The following is an 18,714-nucleotide window of genomic DNA, read 5'->3' as shown; positions in this document are numbered from 1 at the left end:
AACTCCCCCCGGAAATGAAATAAAAAAATGGCCCCGGGAAGAGGCCATTTATATTTTTAATCGAATGTGAGCATTGAATTGCCTTTAAGGCACATGATTATTTTCTAATATCATATCTATCCAAATTCATCACCTTATCCCAGGCTTTGATGAAATCCTTCACAAATTTCTCTTTGGAATCTTCCTGGGCATAGACTTCTGCAATTGCTCTAAGTTCAGAGTTGGAACCAAAAATAAGGTCAACCCTTGTACCTGTCCATTTACCTTCGCCGCTGTTACGGTCACTGCCGTCAAATACGTTTTGAACATCTGTCCTGGCTTTCCAGGTTGTTCTCATATCTAGCAGGTTTACAAAGAAATCATTGGTAAGCTGCCCCGGCCGGTCTGTAAATACTCCATTTTTGGAGCCATCATAGTTGGTGTCCAACACGCGCATTCCTCCTAACAGTACTGTCATTTCGGGTGGGGTAAGGGATAAAAGCTGTGCTCTGTCCACAAGTAGTTCCTCCTGTGAGGCGTTCATACCATCCCTGTTACTCCAATAGTTTCTAAAGCCGTCTCCAATTGGTTCCAGTGGCTCAAATGCTTCCACATCTGTTTGCTCCTGGGTAGCATCTGTGCGGCCTGGAGCAAAAGGCACTCCAATATCATATCCTGCATCTTTCGCAGCTTTTTTCACTGCGACACATCCTCCAAGAACGATAAGGTCTGCCAGGGAAACTTTCTTATTTCCAGTTTGGGAGCTATTGAAATCTTCCTGTATCTCCTCCAGTTTCATAATTACCCTTTGGAGTTGCGGTGGATTATTTACCTCCCAGTGCCTTTGTGGCTCCAGGCTTATCCGGGCTCCATTGGCTCCCCCGCGCTTATCTGAATTTCTAAAGGTAGAGGCCGATGCCCAGGCTGTAGTCACCAATTGGGATACTGTAAGCCCGGAGTCCAGGATCTTTTTCTCAAGCGTTTCAACATCTTTGCTGTCTATCAATTCATGATCAACTTTTGGAATAGGATCCTGCCAAAGTAATTCTTCAGTTGGCACCTCAGGCCCCAGGTAACGGGAAACAGGTCCCATGTCCCTGTGGGTTAATTTATACCAGGCCCGTGAAAAAGCGTCTGCAAACTCCTCGGGATTCTCAAAGAAATGCCTGGAGATCTTTCCATAGGAAGGGTCTTCCCGTAAAGCAATATCTGTAGTTAGCATAAAAGGAGCATGCTTTTTCTCAGGATCAAAAGCATCTGGAATCATTCCTGCACCTGCGTCTCCTTTTGGTTTCCATTGATAGGCACCTCCAGGGCCCTTATGGCATTCCCATTCAAAGTTGAAGAGGTTCTCAAAGAAGTTGTTGCTCCATTTTGTTGGTGATGTGGTCCACGCCCCTTCAATCCCGCTCGTGATAGTACTGCCGGCATTTCCGGTCCCAAATTTATTTTTCCATCCAAGGCCCATTTCTTCGATGGCAGCCCCGGCAGGCTCTGCAGCTACATTTTCTACTGGATCTGCTGCCCCGTGGGTCTTTCCAAAGGTGTGTCCACCGGCGATTAGAGCTACGGTCTCATAATCGTTCATTGCCATACGCCCAAAGGTTTCCCTTATATCACGGGCTGCTCCAAGAGGGTCTGGGTTTCCATTAGGACCTTCAGGGTTTACATAGATAAGTCCCATATGTGAAGCACCCAGCGGATTTTCAAGCCGGTCCTCATTGGCATATCTTTCTTTGTTGCCTAGCCATTCCCCCTCAGATCCCCAGTAGATATCCTCTTCTGGTTCCCAGATGTCTTCACGTCCCCCGCCAAAACCAAAAGGCTTAAGTCCCATAGATTCAAGAGCAACATTTCCTGTGAGTATCATAAGATCTGCCCATGAAAGTTTTCTGCCATATTTTTGTTTAATAGGCCATAGAAGTAGGCGTGCTTTGTCAAGGTTGGCATTATCTGGCCAGCTATTCAATGGTGCAAACCGCTGTGAGCCTGAACTTGCGCCCCCGCGGCCGTCACCGATTCGGTAAGTACCGGCACTGTGCCAGGCCATTCGTATGAATAAAGGGCCGTAGTGGCCATAATCTGCAGGCCACCAGTCCTGAGAATCGGTCATTAGGTCGTGAAGATCCTTCTTCACTGCTGCAAGGTCCAGGGTTTTGAATTCTTCAGCATAATTAAAACCTTCCCCCATAGGATCAGAGAGGTTTGAATGTTGTCTTAAAATTGAAAGGTTCAATAAATTAGGCCACCAGTCGCGGTTGGATGTACCACTGCCAGCAGTCTTATCCAGGGCCCCGCCTATAAAAGGACAGCGGCTGGATTCGTTGACTTCCCATACTTTGTGGTTACCGTGAGTGTCGTGATCGTTATTTTTCATTGTTGGAAGGTTTAATTGATTTAACTACTATAAAAATACTATAATTTTTCCTTATAGCTTTTCGATTTATATACTAAATAACTATGGTGAGTAAGTAAAAACTATAGAGGAAGTACCTTGAAATTTTTTTTTACAAAAATTAAATTGAGGCTTTAAAGTCACTGGTCTCAGCTAAAAGGATATGGATCATTGTCGCTGCTTAAATATGGAATCCACTCTTTTATTTATACAGCCTGGAATAGAAATTAGTCAAGCTGCTGAATAAATAGAAGATTTAAAAATATCAGAATCGAAACCTTCCCCTGGGCGAGGCTAACGTGTTCTTTGATTTCACGCATCAAGGCTTCAGTTAAATTATAAGCTTTAATCGGACAGCAACATTTTCAAAATTTCAATTTTCAATCTATTGGTGTCCGATTAATATAATGTAAATTTCCGTTTAGCCTTGCTATATATGGCTGTCGTAGATTTTAGTCTGGGTTCTATATTCTAGCAGCGGAAGCGGTCAAGACTCTTTAACCGGACAACAGTGTATTCATTCCTTAAACAAATTCTGAAAATTCCCGGATAAACGGTATCTTCGTTGTTATGCCTGTTTATCAGTTTAATAAATAGAAAAACTGCCGCCCAAAATGATGAAATTTTCGATCTCAATTCTCATATGCCTTTTTAGCTTTGCGGTGCAGGGCCAGAAATTATCTGTGCTTGATATAGACAGTGAGGTAAGCAAGATCGATATGGATCCCGGCCTGGAGCATTATTCTTTTGATACCAATGATGTTTACAACAGGGCTACAGATGGGGGAGGAAGCCTGGAGGTATGGCTGCTGGGAAAAGAAATACGTAAGATCTCCCAAAGTATATTTCTCTCCAATGCGCAGTTTATTACCACAGTTTATCTTAAGAACGACCAGCCAATTATGATCGTCGAAACAGAGAACCAGTATCCTTATGATGAGCAAAGAAACACCTTTAACTATGCTGAACCTGAGACCGCTTATGAAAAGATCATCTACTCCTGGCACTGGGAAAAAGATGCGATTACGGTGCGTACCCGTGGGGAGAGCTGGGGCGATGAACAGGGAGTCGATGTTGGCAGCTACACCAGCCTGCTTGCAACTGCCCGTAAGATCCTTTCCAGGGATTCCCGGCAGCTAAGGGGTTCAAAATAGTGGAAAGAAAGGGAGAAAGTTCCTGTTCCAATAAAAAACTTTTTAATGGATGAACCAGGGAAACAGAAAAGGCAGGAGAGGACAAAATGATATTTTTACCTACCGGCGTATAAGGAGAGCTATAGGTTATTTGGGATTACTGCTTCCAGTCATCCTGGTGATTTTATCGCTTTTCAGGTTTTTTGACACTTCGCTCCAGCCTTCAATAAGTGATTATTATTATACAAATTTTAGGGAGATCCTCACGGGTACCTTAAGTGCAGTTGGGGTATTCCTTATTAGGTACAAAGGCCACGATAATGAATCTTTCTTTAAAAACGATCAATTACTAACCAATATCGCCGGCATCATGGCTTTGGGAGTAGCGCTTATACCTGTAAACCCTGCCCCCGGACAGGAAAAGTTGTACACGCTCATTCCATATGACTTGTACTGGCTGGGGTGGCTGCATTATGGTTTTGCGGCAGGTCTTTTTGGGATCTTTGCATTGCTGGCGCTTAATGTTTTCACAATAGGGCAGGAGCAGAACGAGGAAATTCCAGTGAGCAGGTTAAATGAAAATCATATTTACCGGTTTTGCGGGATTGGGATAATAGTTTGTATGTTGCTGGTCCCGGTTTCAGAAAAATTTAAATTGTTTGAAAATTCCACCCTGGTGCTGGAGGCTGTCATGTTGTTTCTTTTCGGGGCAGCCTGGCTTATTAAGGGCAGGGCCTTAGGCGATGAAGGTAAACTGGGCGAAAAGCTGTACAGGGAGCATAATAATAAAAATACAGAAGAGGCTGTTGAAAATTAATGCTGAATGTCTAATGCTGAAGGTTAGAGGCATAAATCATACGTTTATTTTTTCTGAAGAAACACACTTAAAGAAACAGAATTTTACCTGAATTCTTCTGAAGCAGATATAATAATATTTCTGTTAAGTTAAAATTGGTCCAGACTCCAGACTCAAGGCTTTGGCCTAAAAGTAATCCGGAATCTGTATCTTTCTTTCTATGAAAAATCTTATAATCTTAATTTCAGTTCTAGCAGGACTTTATCTGCTTATTTGCACTCTCGCCTATTTCTTCCAGGAAAAGATGATATTTTTTCCGCAGACATTAGCGAGGGATTTTAAATTTGGAGTTTCCGGTGATTTTGAGGAGCGATTTGTAAAAATGCACGATGGAAAGGAGCTGAATGCTTTATTGTTCAAAGCTGAGAAACCAAAAGGAGTGGTTTTTTACCTCCATGGAAATGCCGGCTCCCTGGAAGGATGGGGAGGTGTAGCCGAAACTTTCACCAGGTTCAATTATGACCTTTTCATCCCCGATTACCGGGGATACGGCAAAAGCGAGGGTAACATACAGAATGAAGCACAGCTTCACCGGGATATGCAAAGCCTTTATGACTACGTAAAGCAGGAGTATGAGGAGCAGGATATCATCGTGCTGGGGCATTCCATAGGGTCGGGAATGGCTGCGAGGCTGGCAGCCAAAAATTCTCCAAAGCTTTTGATCCTGCAGGCGCCTTTCTACTCTGTCCCCGACCTGAAGAATAATACCACGCCCCTGCAAATCATACCATCTTTCTTAATAAAATATAAGCTCCGCACAGGCAAATATCTCAGGGATACAAATGCTCCAGTGGCCATTCTGCACGGGGATGAGGATGAGATCATTTATTACGGCTCCTCCCTTAAGCTGCAACAGGAATTCAAACCCGGCGATACGCTCATTACTATGGAGGGCTTTGGCCATAATAATTTTTTGGGGACGCAGAGGTATGAGGAGGAGATAGAAAGGGTTTTGAAAAGATTCGAAAACCGGAATAGCGAAAGATGAGGGATGTAAGAAGACATAATCGAAGATCTACCCGCCTTAAAGGCTACGATTATACACAAGCCGGGGCGTATTTTATTACAATTCCTTGCCAGAACAGGAAGCATAGATTTGGAAAAATCGAAGCCGGAGAAATGATCTTAAATGAATTTGGCAGAATTGCATATGACGAATGGCAGAAATTGCCGGAACGCTTCCCTAATTTAGATCTGGATGTATTCCAGGTCATGCCTAATCATATGCACGGAATTATTATTTTGAATGATAACCCCGTACGGGCGACCCTTGCGGTCGCCCCCTCCGGGGATGCCACTAAGAATGATTTAGGAGAAAATGACGATTGGGCGACCGCGAGGGTCGCCCCAACAATTGGAAATATAATAGGGGCTTACAAATCCATTGTTTTCAATAAATGCCTCGAGATATACAAATCTCAAAACAAAACAATGGGAAAATTATGGCAACGGAATTATTGGGAAATAATAATTAGAAATGAAAGGTCTCACCAAAATATTTCAGCATATATCATTAACAATCCTAAAAAATGGCAGGAGGACAAATTTTATAAAAAATAACCATAATTAGGAGGCTAAAATTTTATTCAAAACGGCAAATCACTAAGATCAACATTCCCGCCGGAGATGATGATCCCAATTTTCTTACCCCGGAATTTCTCCTTTTCCCGCAAAACCGCCGCGAAAGCCACAGCACTTGACGGTTCCACGATGATCTTCATACGTTCCCAAATGAGTTTAAGCGCAGAGACGATCTCTTTTTCCTCCACCCGGATGATCTCTGAAACATGCTCCTTAATGATTGGAAAATTCTTATCCCCAAGCTGGGTCTTCAATCCATCTGCAATAGTATTGGTAGTCTCATTTGTCTCTATTTTTCCGGTTTGGAGGGAACGGTAGGCGTCGTCTACTTCAAAGGGTTCTGCGCCTATGGTCTTACAGGTTGTTGAAGCAAAATGAACTGCAAGAGCAGTTCCGGCAATGAGTCCGCCGCCGCCAACGGGAGTTATCACATACTCCAGGTTAGGGTGATCCTGCAATAATTCCAAAGCAGCCGTTCCCTGTCCATAGATCACATCCAGGTCATTTGAAGGGTGGATAAAAGTGGCGCCGGTTTCATCAATGATCTTTTGGGCCGCCTTTTCCCTTTCCTCAAGAGTGGGAGGGCAATCGGTCACTTGCCCGCCATAGCCTTTGACAGCATCCTTTTTCACCTGCGGAGCAGAAGAGGGCATCACAATACAAGCAGGTACCCCCGCACTTTTCGCCGCCAGCGAAACAGCCTGTGCAAAGTTTCCTGAGGAATGGGTGACAACGCCTTTCTGCCGTTTCTCTTCGGAAAGATTCAAAATGGCATTCACTGCTCCACGCATTTTAAAAGCTCCCATACGCTGAAAATTTTCGCATTTGAAAAATATTTCAGCACCCGCCATTTCATTTAATAGGTGCGAAGTCAAAACCGGGGTGCGGTGAATATAGGGCAAAATACGTTGGTGTACGTTTTCCAGGTCTTTCTTAGTGATCATCTGCAGATTGCTTCATATGAGGAAGCAAGATAAAAAAGAATAGATTGTTTTGTGGGAAGTGCGAGGAATTAAATTGCCTGATGATGAGATTAAATTTTTATAGGGAAACCAATTCAATTGTTTTAGGGTAGTTTAGAATACCTACGAAATTTTTCTCTAAGAATTTGGGCCGTTAGGGCGATAATTGGGTAGAAACGAAATAAATAAGATCTCTGTGCCCATAGATACGGTTATATAATGGCTCAGTTTACAAAACCCTTCTTTCATAGGACCGCTTGTTCTTTTTCTTGCAATCCTCTCCCTTTGGTCGTCGGTTGCAAGAAAAAGAATTTTACGATAAACTTTCGTAGGCCGGGGAAATACGTCATCACCTCACGCTAATAAAAAAATTATCAAAATTTCGAACTGTCGGCTTTCGGTTTAAAGTTTTAGATTTTTAAATTAAACCCTCTTCGTCAGGTAGTGTTTTTTACCGCAGCGGTAGCGTAGGTAAAATTTGTATCGAGACTTCTAGATATTTTTGTACTTCCCGGAATTCTCGATAAACTTACTTTTCGCCTCCTGGCTTCAGAAAACTTACTCGGACAGAGGGTTCGGGATAAGAGTTAAAAACGCTATTTTCTCCTACAAACCTTCAGTAAAAATATTCTTTAATTATCTAATTAGTAGTAACTTAGAGGTGCGTTGAGAAAAGGGTTCAAAATGCTAATTTAAAACCACCAAAAGATGCAAACAATACTAGGAGCGGGTGGTGTTATTGCCACAGAACTAGCGAAAGCACTTACTTTCTACACCATGGAGATAAGACTTGTAAGCCGCAACCCCCAGGCGGTGAATGAGACAGATGAGGTTTTGGTTGCAGATCTTACCAACTATGACCAAACTCTCAAGGCAGTTACAGGTTCAGATATTGCGTATCTCACTGTTGGGCTGCCTTATGATACCAAAGTATGGCAGGAGAAATGGCCTGTTATTATGGAAAATGTGATCAAAGCCTGCCTTAAAGTTAGATGCAAACTGGTTTTCTTTGATAATATCTATATGTACGATGGCAGCAACCTGGATCCTATTACAGAGGACCTGCCGGTAAATCCCCCTTCAGAAAAGGGTAAAGTCCGTGCCAGGCTGGTGGAGATGTTATGGGCTGCGGTGAAATCAAAAGACTTGCAGGCCCTTATAGCCCGTAGTGCCGACTTCTACGGCCCCGGAATAAAAGATTCCGGACTATTGAATGAAACTGTGATCAAACCGTTGAGCAAGGGCAAAAAGGCAAATTGGCTTATGGATTATAATAAAAAACATTCCTTCACCTACACTGTAGATGCCGGGAAAGCTACGGCCCTGCTGGGCAATACACCCGATGCCTATGGGCAGACCTGGCACCTGCCAACTGCAAAAGAACCATTGACTGGAAAACAGTGGGTAGAGGAGATCGCTAAGGAAATGCATTTGGAACCAAAATTTCGCCGGGTGGGAAAATCCTTTGTAAGATTCCTGGGGATCTTTATTCCGGAGATGAAGGAAAGCGTGGAAATGCTCTATCAATATGACCGCGATTACGTGTTCAACAGCGATAAATTTGAAAGCAAATTTTCACAAAGACCCACTCCCTATAAAACAGGTGTGAGAGAAGTTATAGCTGCCGATTACCACAAGCAACGCCCGGCTGTTATCACGTCTTCAAAATAATAGTTTTATTATATTTTTAGGGCCAATATTATTGTATTTTAGACCTTCATTCTAATTCATAAAGATGGATAAGGCCACGATACTTTATTTGATATTTATTCCCAATTTGATCCTGATGGTTTATACCTTAATGGACATTGCTAAAAGAGAAAATCTTACAGGGTATAGAAAGAATGCTCTTATTTACACTACCATTTTATTCCCTGTGATAGGTCTGGCCTGCCTGCATATTCCCGCCGGAAAAAACCGCTAAGTTAGATAAGGATTAGAAGTTTCTCATTGGAATCATCTGCAATTACATTTTTCTTTCCGCAGTGGTTGCAGAACCTGGTTTATTTTATGCTGGGTTTATTGTTTTTTACTGTTCTTATCTATGTGATTTTGAATAAACGGTTAGAAAAAGACGAAAAATTCCTACTGGTACTTCTGTGTTTTGCATTGCCGGTGCTATAGAGTCTTATTTCGTTTTTTTATGCTCGTAAGTTTGAATGGCTGAACATTTTTAGCCGAAAAAGTAGATTTTAGGCCCGCGAGGTTTTTCCTCTTTTTTCTCATTGCATTTTGGTTTTCTTTTTTAAATTCGCTCTCCTTTAAACAGGCAGATCATTATGATGAAAATACTTTATGTAACAGACCTTTATTACGTTGCCAAGGGCCGTAAATATTATGAAGAGGACCTTTTTATCACCTCCAGGCTACAGCAGCATTTTAATGTAATAATCACCAATCCGCGGCAAGCTGCAAACCTCCTGGATGGGATAGATGCACTTGTCTTCAGGAACGCCGGATGTGTACTGGAGTATGAGGAGGAGTATAATGAACTGCTGAAGGCGGTTAAGGAGAGAAACCTTTCAACCTTCAATTCCTTTGATGGAAAGGGCGATCAAAAAGGGAAACAGTATTTGCTGGACCTGCAGGCGCTTGGATTCCCGGTGATACCCACTGCGGAAAAGTATGAAGACAGCTATAAACTTGGCGAACCAGAACAATATATTGTTAAGCTGAAGAATGGTGCCGACTCTGTAGGAATGGAGATCCTGAGTCCGCAGGAATTCCATGAATCAAAACCTGAAGGGAAATTGATCCAGCCTTTTATCGATTTCAGATATGAAGTATCGTTCTATTATTTGAATGATGTATTTCAATACGCGATGTACGCTCCCAACAAAGAAAGAAGGTGGGAGCTTACGCAATACGAACCCACCCGGGCCGACCTCGAGTTTGCGCAGCAGTTCCTGCAATGGAACAATATGCAAAGGGGAATAACCCGTGTAGACGCCTGTAGATTGCGGGATGAATCCCTGTTGCTGGTAGAACTTGAAGACCTTAACCCATTCCTGTCCCTCGACCTGTTGCCTGAAGAGGAAAGAGAGCAGTTCATCGATAATTTTATTGAGGCTTTAAAGAAGATGGCCCCGGCAGGGGAGCCGGTTGTGGAGATGGTGTAGTTGTCTCGTAAGGACAAAAAACATTTTTAATAACGTCATGCTGAGACCCCAATAAAAATGTTTTCATTAGCGTGAGGTGATGACGTAGGAGAATCAACATTGGAGGTAAATTTTCGTTTTAAGGTTTTTCCTGGCCTACGAAAGCTTATCGTAAAATTTGAAATGAGAGGGGCGTTAAGAATTTTAGGCTGTTTGAGCGAAAGGGAATTAATCTCGCTTGAATTCATTTGCCCGCGAGTTCCTAAAATTTAGCCACCGAATGATAAATTTAGATAAGCTTTCGTAAGCCTAGACTTTTTTGTTTCTTTTTCTTGCAACCGACGACCAAAGGGTGAGGATTGCAGCAAAAAAGAAAAGGCGGTCCTATGAAATGGGCAGAGACTCCCGTGGATAATATAGAATATAGAATACGTCAATGGTAACTTGTTTCAGCATCTAATGTCTTATTAAGAAAATTACCCTCACACTAAAACTATATTCACCTTCCGGGTACAATTCAATTTGAAAGATCCTGGCAGAATAGGAATATTGCTATTCAGGACATTTATTCATAATGTCCCGTAGGGACTATCTATTGTTAAAAAAAATTATGTAGACGGTTACCTGTGCCTTTAGGTACAGAATATGTGTCGTGAATTTATATGCCGTACCTAAAGGCACAGGGATATTTTATGTCTTATAGTGCTACCCATATCCAGTCCCTGACGGGTCAAAAAAAAACCTTTTTACAGCGAACCTGATCGTATTCAAATTCTCAAATGTTACAATTCAATCTTCTGGTAAACCGTCTCACCATTCCGCACCTCAAAACGCGCATCCTTCCATTTTGGTGGACCAAATCTGGAAGGGGCATTATTGGAAGCCCCGTACTTTTCCTTTGGAATTCCTATGAAATTTGTGGTAAGTTCCCCGTTCTCATCTGCATCATGGAAAGCGGAGATAGCATAAGTGCCATTGGGAATGTCCTCGAAAGTTAGTACCACCTTCCGGTTTTTGATCTCTGCCTTTTCACCTTTATAAAGGGTTTTAAGGAATGCCCCTTCAGAATTGTAAAGTCCTATGAAAGCCACCCCCGTATTATTATCAAAATTAGTGATCTCTACCTCAATGGTATTCTGGGCGTTGGTTAAAAAGGTTCCAAAAAGGAAGATGAGCAGGGAAGATTTTAGATTTTTCATAATTTCTAATTAGGTACTATAATATAAAAGTGATCATTTCCCGGGTTAACTTCAAAATAAATGCCAGAATTTATGCTGAATTTGGCAGTAATTGCAGGATGTCTTCTGAAAGATCAGCATTCAGATGACAGGAATTATAAGCAATCAAATTATTTCTGAAAAAACCTTACATTAAAGTTAGTATTCAGGAGAGGATAAATTCCGTAGGTGAGGTTAAAAAATTAAAACTGAGAATTAATAATGCGGCATCTCTAAATTTGTCTCAACCTAAAATAAATAGCTAACTAAAACCAAGAATATGAAAAATCTGTTACTACCCTGTATGATGCTGTTCCTTTCCATTCCGCTTGTAGCACAAACTGCAATGCGGGAGGACGAGGAACTTGTGAAAAAACTTATCATCGATTCTTTTCAGGACCTATTATCTGAGGCAAAAATCGATAAAATTGACACTTATTACACCAGGGATTTCCTGCTTTTGGAGCACGGGGAGGTTTGGACCAACGACTCCATTAACAAATACATGAATATGATGCTGAAAATGGAGCAGATGCCGGAACGGATTAATACCTTCGATTTTATTGAGGTTAAGATTAAAGGAGATATGGCCTGGACCGCCTACCACAATAAAGCCGAATTTAAAATAGACGGCAGGAAAGTAGGCGAGATGAACTGGCTGGAAAGCGCCTCTGCGATAAGAACCGAAGACGGCTGGAAATTGGAAATGCTTCATTCAACCAGGAAGGAACACAAAGAGGAAGAGTAATATTCCAACCTTTTGTCATTCTGAGCGCAGCGAAGAATCCCTACAGTCGGTGCAGTGGGAAAGGACAGTTGCCGATAGAGAAAAATGCAATGAAGTCCACAATCGGTAAACTCGCTTCTCCTCCCGCAGAATATCAAAAAGAACCTCGATATTATTCCTCCGCCAGAAATCCTTAGTTGCGCGAAAAAGCATTTTGCAGGATGATAAGGGATTGTTTTTAATAAAACTGCCAGTACCCTTAACACTTTGCATAGCACGACACAGACCTCACAGGTTTCAAAAACCTGTGAGGTCTACTAAGGAAGAGAATTTTGCTCCTTCTCATAATAGGTCAAGAGATTGGAAATTCTCTACTCCTCCTCTTCATCTTCAATAGGAATAGCTAACAATGGGATCTCAGCTTTTTTCAGTAGTTCCAGGGAAACATTTTCAGAGAAAAGATCGTGAAAGAAACTGTGTTTATGGGTTCCGACTATGAGCAGGTCACTTTTTAGCTTTTTTGCCTCGTCAACCACAGTTTCCACGGTAGACCCCTGGATGAGCAGCCCCTCGCAATCTATGCTCTCATCGAAAAAAGTCTTGCAAATTCTTTGCAGGGAGCGGTGTTCTTCTCGCAGCTCATCTGCCTTGATATCGCGTATATATTGAGGGCCGGGTTCGTAGCCTACAAAATCGGGATTTGGGGCTGCCACATGCAGCACCCACACTTTGGACCCAAACTTTGCCGCAATCCCTTCAGCATAGCCTAAGAGCTCGCCCACGGTGTCATTAAAATCTATTGCTACCAGAATGTTCTTTATTTCCTTCATAACTTAAGATTTAAATTTGGTCAATATCCTTTCTCCTGCGTTACCACGTTTAAAAGTTCTTCCTCTTCAGTCATTCTTTCATAATTTTCAACCAGTTGGGGTACCACATGCTTTGGATCTGTTACGCTGGCGATGTGCGGAGTAATAAAAATATTCTCATTTTCCCAAAAAGGATGCTCCTCTGGCAGGGGTTCTTTTCTGAAAACATCCAGTGCTGCCCCGCTTAGCTGTCCGCTGTTAACTGCATCCAGCAGGTGCTGTTCTTCCAGGTGCTCTCCCCGGGCGACATTGATGAGGTAAGCTCCTTTAGGCAGCTTGTCAAACAGATCTTTATTGAGGATATTTTCAGTTTCCTTTGTAAGGGGTAATAGACATACCAGGATATCCAGTTCTTCCAGGAATTCATCCTGTTCCTCACTGCTATAGGTATTTATTCCGTCGATCTCCTTTTTGGATTTTGCCCAGCCGGAAACCTTGAATCCGTTTATCTTTAGGTTTTCTGCTACCCCGCTGCCCAATTCCCCAAGGCCCATAATCCCGATATGGGTATCCTGAATTCGTTTATATTTCTTTGGCTCCCAGCTTTTGCTGCAATGATGAATAGAAATATTTCGCAAGTTATCCATTACCAATGCAAGCACAAAGGAACACATATCTACCCGCAGCTGTTTGTCCACGACCCGTGTGATGATCACGTCTTCCGGAATTTCGGGATCGCTGGTAATGTGATCTACCCCGGCACCCATAGAGGCAATAACTTTAAGATTTGGATAATTTTTGAAAATTCCCCTTGGGTGTTTCCACGTAATGGCATATTCTACCTCCTCATCATCGTGTTGTTCGGGATAAACCACTATGTTCATTCCCGGGTGCTGATTTTTCAACTCCCTTACCCATGCTTCCGGGTTTCTTCCCGGGCTAATAACTAAAACCGACATTTTTTTGTTTTTATAAGTTTATTAATTCACAAATGCGCTGTACCCGGTTATTGCCCGGCCAACGATAAGTGAGTTTATTTCTTTTGTTCCTTCATAACTGTAGATTGCCTCAGCATCTGCCACAAACCTTGCGACATCATATTCCAGCAGGATCCCGTTGCCGCCCATGACTTCCCTGGCGCGGCTCACCACATCCCTTGTCCTCATGCTGCAGTAGACTTTGGCCAGGGAGGCGTGCTCATCTGTAAGCATTCCCTGGTCCTGCATTTCTGAAAGGCGGAAGACCATTGTTTGCATAGCGGTAAGATTTGAAAGCATTTCCACCAGGTGATTCTGTATAAGCTGATAGGAGGCGATTGGCCTGCCAAACTGCTCCCTTTTCCGGGTATATTTGAGTGCGCTTTCATATGCGCCACGTGCACAGCCCACTGCCTGCCAGGCTACTCCCGCCCGCGTCATTCGCAATACCTTGGCGGTGTCTTTAAAAGAATTTGCATGCTTCAGCCGGTCACTTTCCGGCACTTTACAATCTGTCAAGGTAATAATGGCATTTTGCACAATTCGCAACGCCATTTTATCTTCCATTTTTTCAGCTTTATAACCTGGGTTTTCCTTTGCCCGCACCAGGAATCCTTTTACTTCATTGGTATCCTCATCCCTGGCCCAGATCACCGTGACATCAGAAAAGGTGGCATTACCAATCCATTTCTTTTGTCCGTTAAGCACCCAGTTCTCTCCATCAAACCTGCAGGTGGTTTCCATTCCTCCGGCTACCCCGCTACCTACGTTAGGCTCTGTAAGTCCAAAGGCGCCTATGGCTTCCAGTTTTTGCATCTTTGGCAGCCATTCCTGTTTCTGTGCCTCGCTTCCGCATAGGTATATTGAACCCATGGCCAGCCCACTGTGTACTCCAAAGAAGGTGGAGATGGAAACATCTACCCTCGCGATCTCCTGGGCAATGATCCCTTCCATTAAAAAGGAAAGGTTTGGACATCCATACCCTTCATAAGGAACCCCAGTGATCCCCAGTTTTGCGAATTTTTCTATGATCTCAAATGGGAATTTTGCCCGGTTCCAGTGGTCATTTATAAGTGGCCGCACTTCATCTTCCATGAAATTTCGCACTTTGAGCTGCAGGTCCCGCTGCTCCGGTGTTAGCCGTAGATCAAGGTTATAGAAATCCCCATCGATAGGAGGGAGGTCATCCTGACTTTTACGCCGTTTGGTCTTCAACATTTTCATTAATCCCTGCAGTTGCCGCTCATCGAGGTTGCCTAAAGCTTTCATAGCTTCTGGAAGATCTATGGTCTTGCTTATTTTAGTAAGCTGGTCCATATCAACAGATTTCAATAAATTAATTGTGTTCTTAACTTTTCCGAAGAGCGACATAGGGTATGAATTTGAATTTTTTAAAATTAGGGATTAATACCGCTTACAGTTGTTAAAGCTTTCTCAAGAATAAAGTAAAGCCCTCTATCCTTGAGCAATTAATTAATTCAAAAAGAAAAACCTTTGTTTCATTAAGAATTTTAAAGAAAACATTAGTAAAAATTTATATTCAAATTATCATTGATTGGAGGCGAGAGTTTTAAATTTAATGAGGATATATTTTGGTGGTGAAGTATGCTTTCTTCGGAAGAAACTATCCTGAATAAATTAATTATTGCAGGATTTTGAAATAATAAGATACTGCATACCCCATCCAAAAAAATCTCCTGGAATTTTCCACATTCAGCAGAGAGCTGGGAATATTTATGAATCAAGAAAAATAAAAATAAAATGAAAACACCAAAAGAAGATCAAACAACAAAAGCAGGCACTACGACTGCTTCGAATCAATCCAAATCAAACAAAAGTGCCACAAGTACCTCTAAAAGGTCAAATTCCGCACAGAATGGGGATATGCTTTCCGGCTGGGGAGTTACGAAGAACCAGCTTTGGGGAATCCTTGGAGCAGTAGCAGGAGGTGCCTTACTGTACAAAGGAACCAGAAGTGGCGGTAAATCCAAAGTAAATCCAAAATCTATCATTGAGGTAAAGACCAACGTGCTTATTAAAAAACCAAAGGAAGAATTATATGCATACTGGCGTAACCTGGAGAATTTACCAGATTTTATGAGCCATTTGAAACTGGTAAACGAAATAGACGAAAAGCGATCTCTTTGGGTTGCTGAAGGCCCCGGCGGCCTGGGAAGAATAGAGTGGGAGGCAGAGATCACCTGGGAGCAGGAAAACAGAATCCTGGCCTGGAGATCCCTTCCTGATGCTGAAATTGAGAACTCCGGGGAAGTACGTTTTGAACCGGTAGGCAGCAAAAAGACTATCGTGGAAACCACCATCAACTACAGGCCACCTGCAGGAAAAGCTGGAGGAGTGGCAGCGCAGCTTTTAAATCCTGCCTTTAAAAAAGTTCTTGAAAATGACCTTAAAGAGTTTAAGAATATTATGGAAAAAGGTGGTAAGGCAAAACGAAAAGCAAGTAAGGCTTAAATTGATTATCAAATTTTAATAAAAAAACCCACACAATTCATTCGAACTGTGTGGGTTTTCATTTCAATTAAAACTGTAATCTATTCCAATCCAAAGGCTTCTTTCACCTTGTCTACATAATCCAGTTTTTCCCAGGTGAAAAGTTCCACCTCTTTTTTGATCTTTCCATTATATGGGCTTTCGAATATTTTGGTAACAGTGCGCGGCTCTTTTCCCATATGGCCATATGCAGCTGTTTCCCTGTAAATAGGATTGCGCAGTTTGAGGCGCTCTTCAATTGCGGCCGGTCTCATATCAAAGATCCCTGCTACCTTTTTCGAAACTTCCCCATTTGTCATGTTCACCTTTGATTTGCCATATGTTTCCACAAAAATTGAAGTAGGTTCCACCACTCCAATTGCATAGGAAACCTGGACCAGGATCTCATCTGAAAGTCCTGCCGCCACAAGATTTTTGGCGATATGCCGAGCAGCATACGCGGCAGAGCGGTCCACCTTGCTGGGATCTTTTCCTGAAAATGCACCTCCACCGTGGGCACCCTTCCCACCATAGGTGTCTACTATGATCTTCCTTCCGGTAAGTCCTGCATCTCCATGCGGCCCTCCAATAACAAATTTCCCGGTAGGATTAATGTGATATTGGATGTCCTCATTGAATAGCTTTTGAACATATCCCGGTAATTGTGCAATCACACGTGGAATCAATATATTCTTAATATCATCATTGATCTTCTTCAGCATCCGCTCATCGTTCTCATCAAAATCATCGTGCTGAGTTGACACCACAATTGCCACGATCCTTTGGGGTACATTTTCATCGCTGTATTCAATGGTAACCTGGCTCTTGGAATCGGGACGCAAATACTTTATCTCCTCATTCTCACGTCTTAGTTTTGCAAGTTCAATAAGTATCTTGTGGGATATATCCAGGGCCAGTGGCATATAATTTTCGGTTTCGCTCGTGGCATAACCAAACATCATTCCCTGGTCCCCGGCGCCCTGTTCTTCCTTGCTGCCGCGGTCTACACCCTGGTTAATGTCCTGCGATTGTTCGTGGATAAGGGAGATCACCCCGCAGGAATCCCCGCTGAATTTATAAGCTCCCTTGGTGTAACCAATATCATTGATCACCTCCCGGGCGATGTTTTGTACATCCAGGTATGTGTTACTTCGCACCTCGCCGGCAAGAACTACCTGTCCTGTGGTAACGAGGGTTTCACAAGCTACCTTGGAATTTTCATCAAATGCTAAAAAATTGTCTAAAAGAGTGTCGCTTATCTGGTCTGCGACTTTATCCGGATGTCCTTCAGAAACACTTTCTGAAGTAAATAAATAGGCCATTTACTAATTTTAAAAATTAAGGTTAAAAGGCTATTTGACGGAAAGTGCTAGAGAAGTTTTCACTGCTTTAGCATTTTTTAAGGGTTGCAATCAGTCAAATTAGTCCCTGTAATCAATCAGGAGCAAATGTATAAAATTTGATTGAATAGCCATGTTCTTTAACGCATAATTAGAATATGTTGGGCACCTCCCTCCGGGCCGGGCTTTCGCGAGTCGCTTCCCGATGAAAAAATCGGGAGAGCTCCAACAATCGCTCAATCCCTGGTGCAAAAAAAATCTTTAGGTTAAAAAATTGCATACTCCCGGAAGATAATTCTAAAAGGCTGGAAAAATGTTTGAAAAATTTCCGGTTAATAAAAAATAAAATTAATTCGGGGGGATCTAAAATCCATTCTAGAAGCCTAAAAGTTTTAAAATGGATGACAAATGTATTTAAAAAAGGAAGGTGGGATCATTCAAATTGTTCAACCCGTTCCCTGGCTTCAGCACGCGGTATGAAAATTTGAATCCCCAGGTTTAATCCAATTGAATTTTGGAAATCTGTATTACCCCCGCCAACCAATCCGTTGTATTTTACGATAGCTTCAAGAGCAATATAAGAATTGAGAAACCACGAATATCCCGGGCCAAATCCAAAGGTAAAACCATTGGTTGTAGAACCACCCGTTACATTGACTCCTGCAACCCCTGCATTGTTCTCAAGAAAAAATCTTCCGGTTCTAACCAATTCTTCAAGATTTGCCTCTCCCGGTCTTATGTAGAACCTTGTGAAAGCCTGCACTCCATATACAAATGTTTCTGTAGACTGGCCTGCACTCCTTGGAGATTTTGAGTAGCCAAGATTTACTATCGCACCCAGTACAAGGTTATCATTTAAAAAATAACCCGCTTTAGGACTCAGCCCAAGGTCATAACCGGCCCCATCATTGAGACCAAAATCCAGACTGAAAAGTCCATTGCTGGTTGTATTCGTAATTCCACTACCTATGTCTGTACCCAGCATAAGGTTACCTTCTTCCAATTGGGCGTAAGAAATAGCCCCGAACCCAAAAATGAACAATGTCGATAAGAGTAAAATTGTTTTCATAGTTTTTGTTTTTAAGGTGAGCACCTGAATTTTCAGGATTAATCTAATTATTTAAAGTACTCATAATAAGTGCATTAAAAA

17 protein-coding genes are annotated in these 18,714 nt (G+C 42.3%); 9 read left to right on the top strand and 8 right to left on the bottom strand.

Annotation, left to right across the window (positions count from 1 at the left end):
- Positions 1-97: 97 nt before the first annotated feature.
- On the bottom strand, positions 98-2,356 hold the full coding sequence (gene katG / locus FHG64_RS05620) for a catalase/peroxidase HPI (RefSeq protein WP_139065507.1): 2,259 nt from the start codon (positions 2,354-2,356) through the stop codon (positions 98-100).
- A 632-nt stretch (positions 2,357-2,988) separates the two neighbouring features.
- Here katG and FHG64_RS05615 point away from each other — a divergent pair.
- The 4 genes from FHG64_RS05615 to FHG64_RS05600 all read left to right on the top strand — a co-directional run bounded on the left by FHG64_RS05615 (position 2,989) and on the right by FHG64_RS05600 (position 5,923).
- On the top strand, positions 2,989-3,528 hold the full coding sequence (locus tag FHG64_RS05615; protein ID WP_139065506.1) for a hypothetical protein: 540 nt from the start codon (positions 2,989-2,991) through the stop codon (positions 3,526-3,528).
- Between the two features lie 49 nt (positions 3,529-3,577).
- Entirely contained in the window at positions 3,578-4,324 is a 747-nt protein-coding gene (locus tag FHG64_RS05610; protein ID WP_139065505.1) for a hypothetical protein, read from the top strand.
- A gap of 199 nt (positions 4,325-4,523) precedes the next feature.
- A complete protein-coding gene (locus tag FHG64_RS05605) occupies positions 4,524-5,351 on the top strand; it encodes an alpha/beta hydrolase (protein WP_139065504.1) in 828 nt (275 codons plus the stop codon).
- Positions 5,348-5,923: a transposase gene (locus FHG64_RS05600; protein WP_139065503.1), complete on the top strand. Its 576-nt coding sequence runs from the start codon at positions 5,348-5,350 to the stop codon at positions 5,921-5,923. The genes FHG64_RS05605 and FHG64_RS05600 overlap by 4 nt, the downstream gene beginning before the upstream one ends.
- Before the next feature lie 26 nt (positions 5,924-5,949).
- Here FHG64_RS05600 and FHG64_RS05595 read toward each other — a convergent pair whose 3' ends face one another.
- Positions 5,950-6,888 carry a threonine ammonia-lyase gene (locus tag FHG64_RS05595; RefSeq protein WP_139065502.1) on the bottom strand — a complete coding sequence of 313 codons (939 nt, stop codon included), beginning with the start codon at positions 6,886-6,888 and terminating at the stop codon, positions 5,950-5,952.
- Between the two features lie 726 nt (positions 6,889-7,614).
- Here FHG64_RS05595 and FHG64_RS05590 point away from each other — a divergent pair.
- The 3 genes from FHG64_RS05590 (at position 7,615) to FHG64_RS05580 (ending at position 10,025) form a co-directional block, all read left to right on the top strand.
- Positions 7,615-8,577, top strand: a complete 963-nt coding sequence (locus tag FHG64_RS05590; RefSeq protein WP_139065501.1) for an NAD-dependent epimerase/dehydratase family protein — start codon at positions 7,615-7,617, stop codon at positions 8,575-8,577.
- Between the two features lie 64 nt (positions 8,578-8,641).
- The gene (locus FHG64_RS05585) at positions 8,642-8,830 is read left to right on the top strand and encodes a hypothetical protein (protein WP_139065500.1); all 189 of its coding nucleotides are present in this window, start codon (positions 8,642-8,644) and stop codon (positions 8,828-8,830) included.
- Between the two features lie 355 nt (positions 8,831-9,185).
- A complete protein-coding gene (locus tag FHG64_RS05580) occupies positions 9,186-10,025 on the top strand; it encodes an ATP-grasp domain-containing protein (RefSeq protein WP_139065499.1) in 840 nt (279 codons plus the stop codon).
- 761 nt (positions 10,026-10,786) lie between these two features.
- Here FHG64_RS05580 and FHG64_RS05575 read toward each other — a convergent pair.
- A complete protein-coding gene (locus tag FHG64_RS05575; RefSeq protein ID WP_139065498.1) occupies positions 10,787-11,203 on the bottom strand; it encodes a DUF2141 domain-containing protein in 417 nt (138 codons plus the stop codon).
- Positions 11,204-11,501: 298 nt separating this feature from the next.
- Between FHG64_RS05575 and FHG64_RS05570 the strand changes: the two genes are divergently transcribed.
- Positions 11,502-11,969, top strand: coding sequence for a nuclear transport factor 2 family protein (locus FHG64_RS05570; protein WP_139065497.1), 468 nt, complete (start codon positions 11,502-11,504; stop codon positions 11,967-11,969).
- 350 nt (positions 11,970-12,319) lie between these two features.
- On the opposite strand, the gene FHG64_RS05565 is transcribed toward FHG64_RS05570, so the two are convergent.
- Genes FHG64_RS05565 through FHG64_RS05555 form a run of 3 tightly spaced genes read right to left on the bottom strand, consistent with a single transcriptional unit; the run spans position 12,320 to position 15,105 of the window.
- Positions 12,320-12,778, bottom strand: a complete 459-nt coding sequence (locus tag FHG64_RS05565) for a universal stress protein (protein ID WP_139065496.1) — start codon at positions 12,776-12,778, stop codon at positions 12,320-12,322.
- A gap of 20 nt (positions 12,779-12,798) precedes the next feature.
- The gene (locus tag FHG64_RS05560) at positions 12,799-13,716 is read right to left on the bottom strand and encodes a 2-hydroxyacid dehydrogenase (protein WP_139065495.1); all 918 of its coding nucleotides are present in this window, start codon (positions 13,714-13,716) and stop codon (positions 12,799-12,801) included.
- A gap of 21 nt (positions 13,717-13,737) precedes the next feature.
- Positions 13,738-15,105 (bottom strand): acyl-CoA dehydrogenase family protein, encoded by a 1,368-nt coding sequence (locus FHG64_RS05555; RefSeq protein WP_139065494.1) that lies wholly within the window; start codon positions 15,103-15,105, stop codon positions 13,738-13,740.
- Between the two features lie 390 nt (positions 15,106-15,495).
- Here FHG64_RS05555 and FHG64_RS05550 point away from each other — a divergent pair, with 390 nt between their 5' ends.
- Complete coding sequence (locus FHG64_RS05550; protein WP_139065493.1) at positions 15,496-16,206, top strand: SRPBCC family protein; 711 nt, start codon at positions 15,496-15,498, stop codon at positions 16,204-16,206.
- Positions 16,207-16,286: 80 nt separating this feature from the next.
- On the opposite strand, the gene metK is transcribed toward FHG64_RS05550, so the two are convergent.
- Both metK and FHG64_RS05540 read right to left on the bottom strand, forming a co-directional pair.
- On the bottom strand, positions 16,287-17,546 hold the full coding sequence (gene metK / locus FHG64_RS05545; RefSeq protein WP_139065492.1) for a methionine adenosyltransferase: 1,260 nt from the start codon (positions 17,544-17,546) through the stop codon (positions 16,287-16,289).
- 451 nt (positions 17,547-17,997) lie between these two features.
- On the bottom strand, positions 17,998-18,633 hold the full coding sequence (locus tag FHG64_RS05540) for a hypothetical protein (RefSeq protein WP_139065491.1): 636 nt from the start codon (positions 18,631-18,633) through the stop codon (positions 17,998-18,000).
- Positions 18,634-18,714: the final 81 nt, after the last annotated feature.

This window comes from Antarcticibacterium flavum (genome assembly GCF_006159205.1).
GTDB classification, from domain to species: domain Bacteria; phylum Bacteroidota; class Bacteroidia; order Flavobacteriales; family Flavobacteriaceae; genus Gillisia; species Gillisia flava.
This window is presented reverse-complemented; position numbering and strand designations above follow the sequence as displayed.

Bases quoted from the DNA above. Each gene is read 5' to 3' on its own strand.
- katG (WP_139065507.1), bottom strand. From the start codon at position 2,356: ATGAAAAATAACGATCACGACACTCACGGTAACCACAAAGTATGGGAA.
- FHG64_RS05615 (WP_139065506.1), top strand. From the start codon at position 2,989: ATGATGAAATTTTCGATCTCAATTCTCATATGCCTTTTTAGCTTTGCG.
- FHG64_RS05610 (WP_139065505.1), top strand. From the start codon at position 3,578: ATGAACCAGGGAAACAGAAAAGGCAGGAGAGGACAAAATGATATTTTT.
- FHG64_RS05605 (WP_139065504.1), top strand. From the start codon at position 4,524: ATGAAAAATCTTATAATCTTAATTTCAGTTCTAGCAGGACTTTATCTG.
- FHG64_RS05600 (WP_139065503.1), top strand. From the start codon at position 5,348: ATGAGGGATGTAAGAAGACATAATCGAAGATCTACCCGCCTTAAAGGC.
- FHG64_RS05595 (WP_139065502.1), bottom strand. From the start codon at position 6,888: ATGATCACTAAGAAAGACCTGGAAAACGTACACCAACGTATTTTGCCC.
- FHG64_RS05590 (WP_139065501.1), top strand. From the start codon at position 7,615: ATGCAAACAATACTAGGAGCGGGTGGTGTTATTGCCACAGAACTAGCG.
- FHG64_RS05585 (WP_139065500.1), top strand. From the start codon at position 8,642: ATGGATAAGGCCACGATACTTTATTTGATATTTATTCCCAATTTGATC.
- FHG64_RS05580 (WP_139065499.1), top strand. From the start codon at position 9,186: ATGATGAAAATACTTTATGTAACAGACCTTTATTACGTTGCCAAGGGC.
- FHG64_RS05575 (WP_139065498.1), bottom strand. From the start codon at position 11,203: ATGAAAAATCTAAAATCTTCCCTGCTCATCTTCCTTTTTGGAACCTTT.
- FHG64_RS05570 (WP_139065497.1), top strand. From the start codon at position 11,502: ATGAAAAATCTGTTACTACCCTGTATGATGCTGTTCCTTTCCATTCCG.
- FHG64_RS05565 (WP_139065496.1), bottom strand. From the start codon at position 12,778: ATGAAGGAAATAAAGAACATTCTGGTAGCAATAGATTTTAATGACACC.
- FHG64_RS05560 (WP_139065495.1), bottom strand. From the start codon at position 13,716: ATGTCGGTTTTAGTTATTAGCCCGGGAAGAAACCCGGAAGCATGGGTA.
- FHG64_RS05555 (WP_139065494.1), bottom strand. From the start codon at position 15,105: ATGTCGCTCTTCGGAAAAGTTAAGAACACAATTAATTTATTGAAATCT.
- FHG64_RS05550 (WP_139065493.1), top strand. From the start codon at position 15,496: ATGAAAACACCAAAAGAAGATCAAACAACAAAAGCAGGCACTACGACT.
- metK (WP_139065492.1), bottom strand. From the start codon at position 17,546: ATGGCCTATTTATTTACTTCAGAAAGTGTTTCTGAAGGACATCCGGAT.
- FHG64_RS05540 (WP_139065491.1), bottom strand. From the start codon at position 18,633: ATGAAAACAATTTTACTCTTATCGACATTGTTCATTTTTGGGTTCGGG.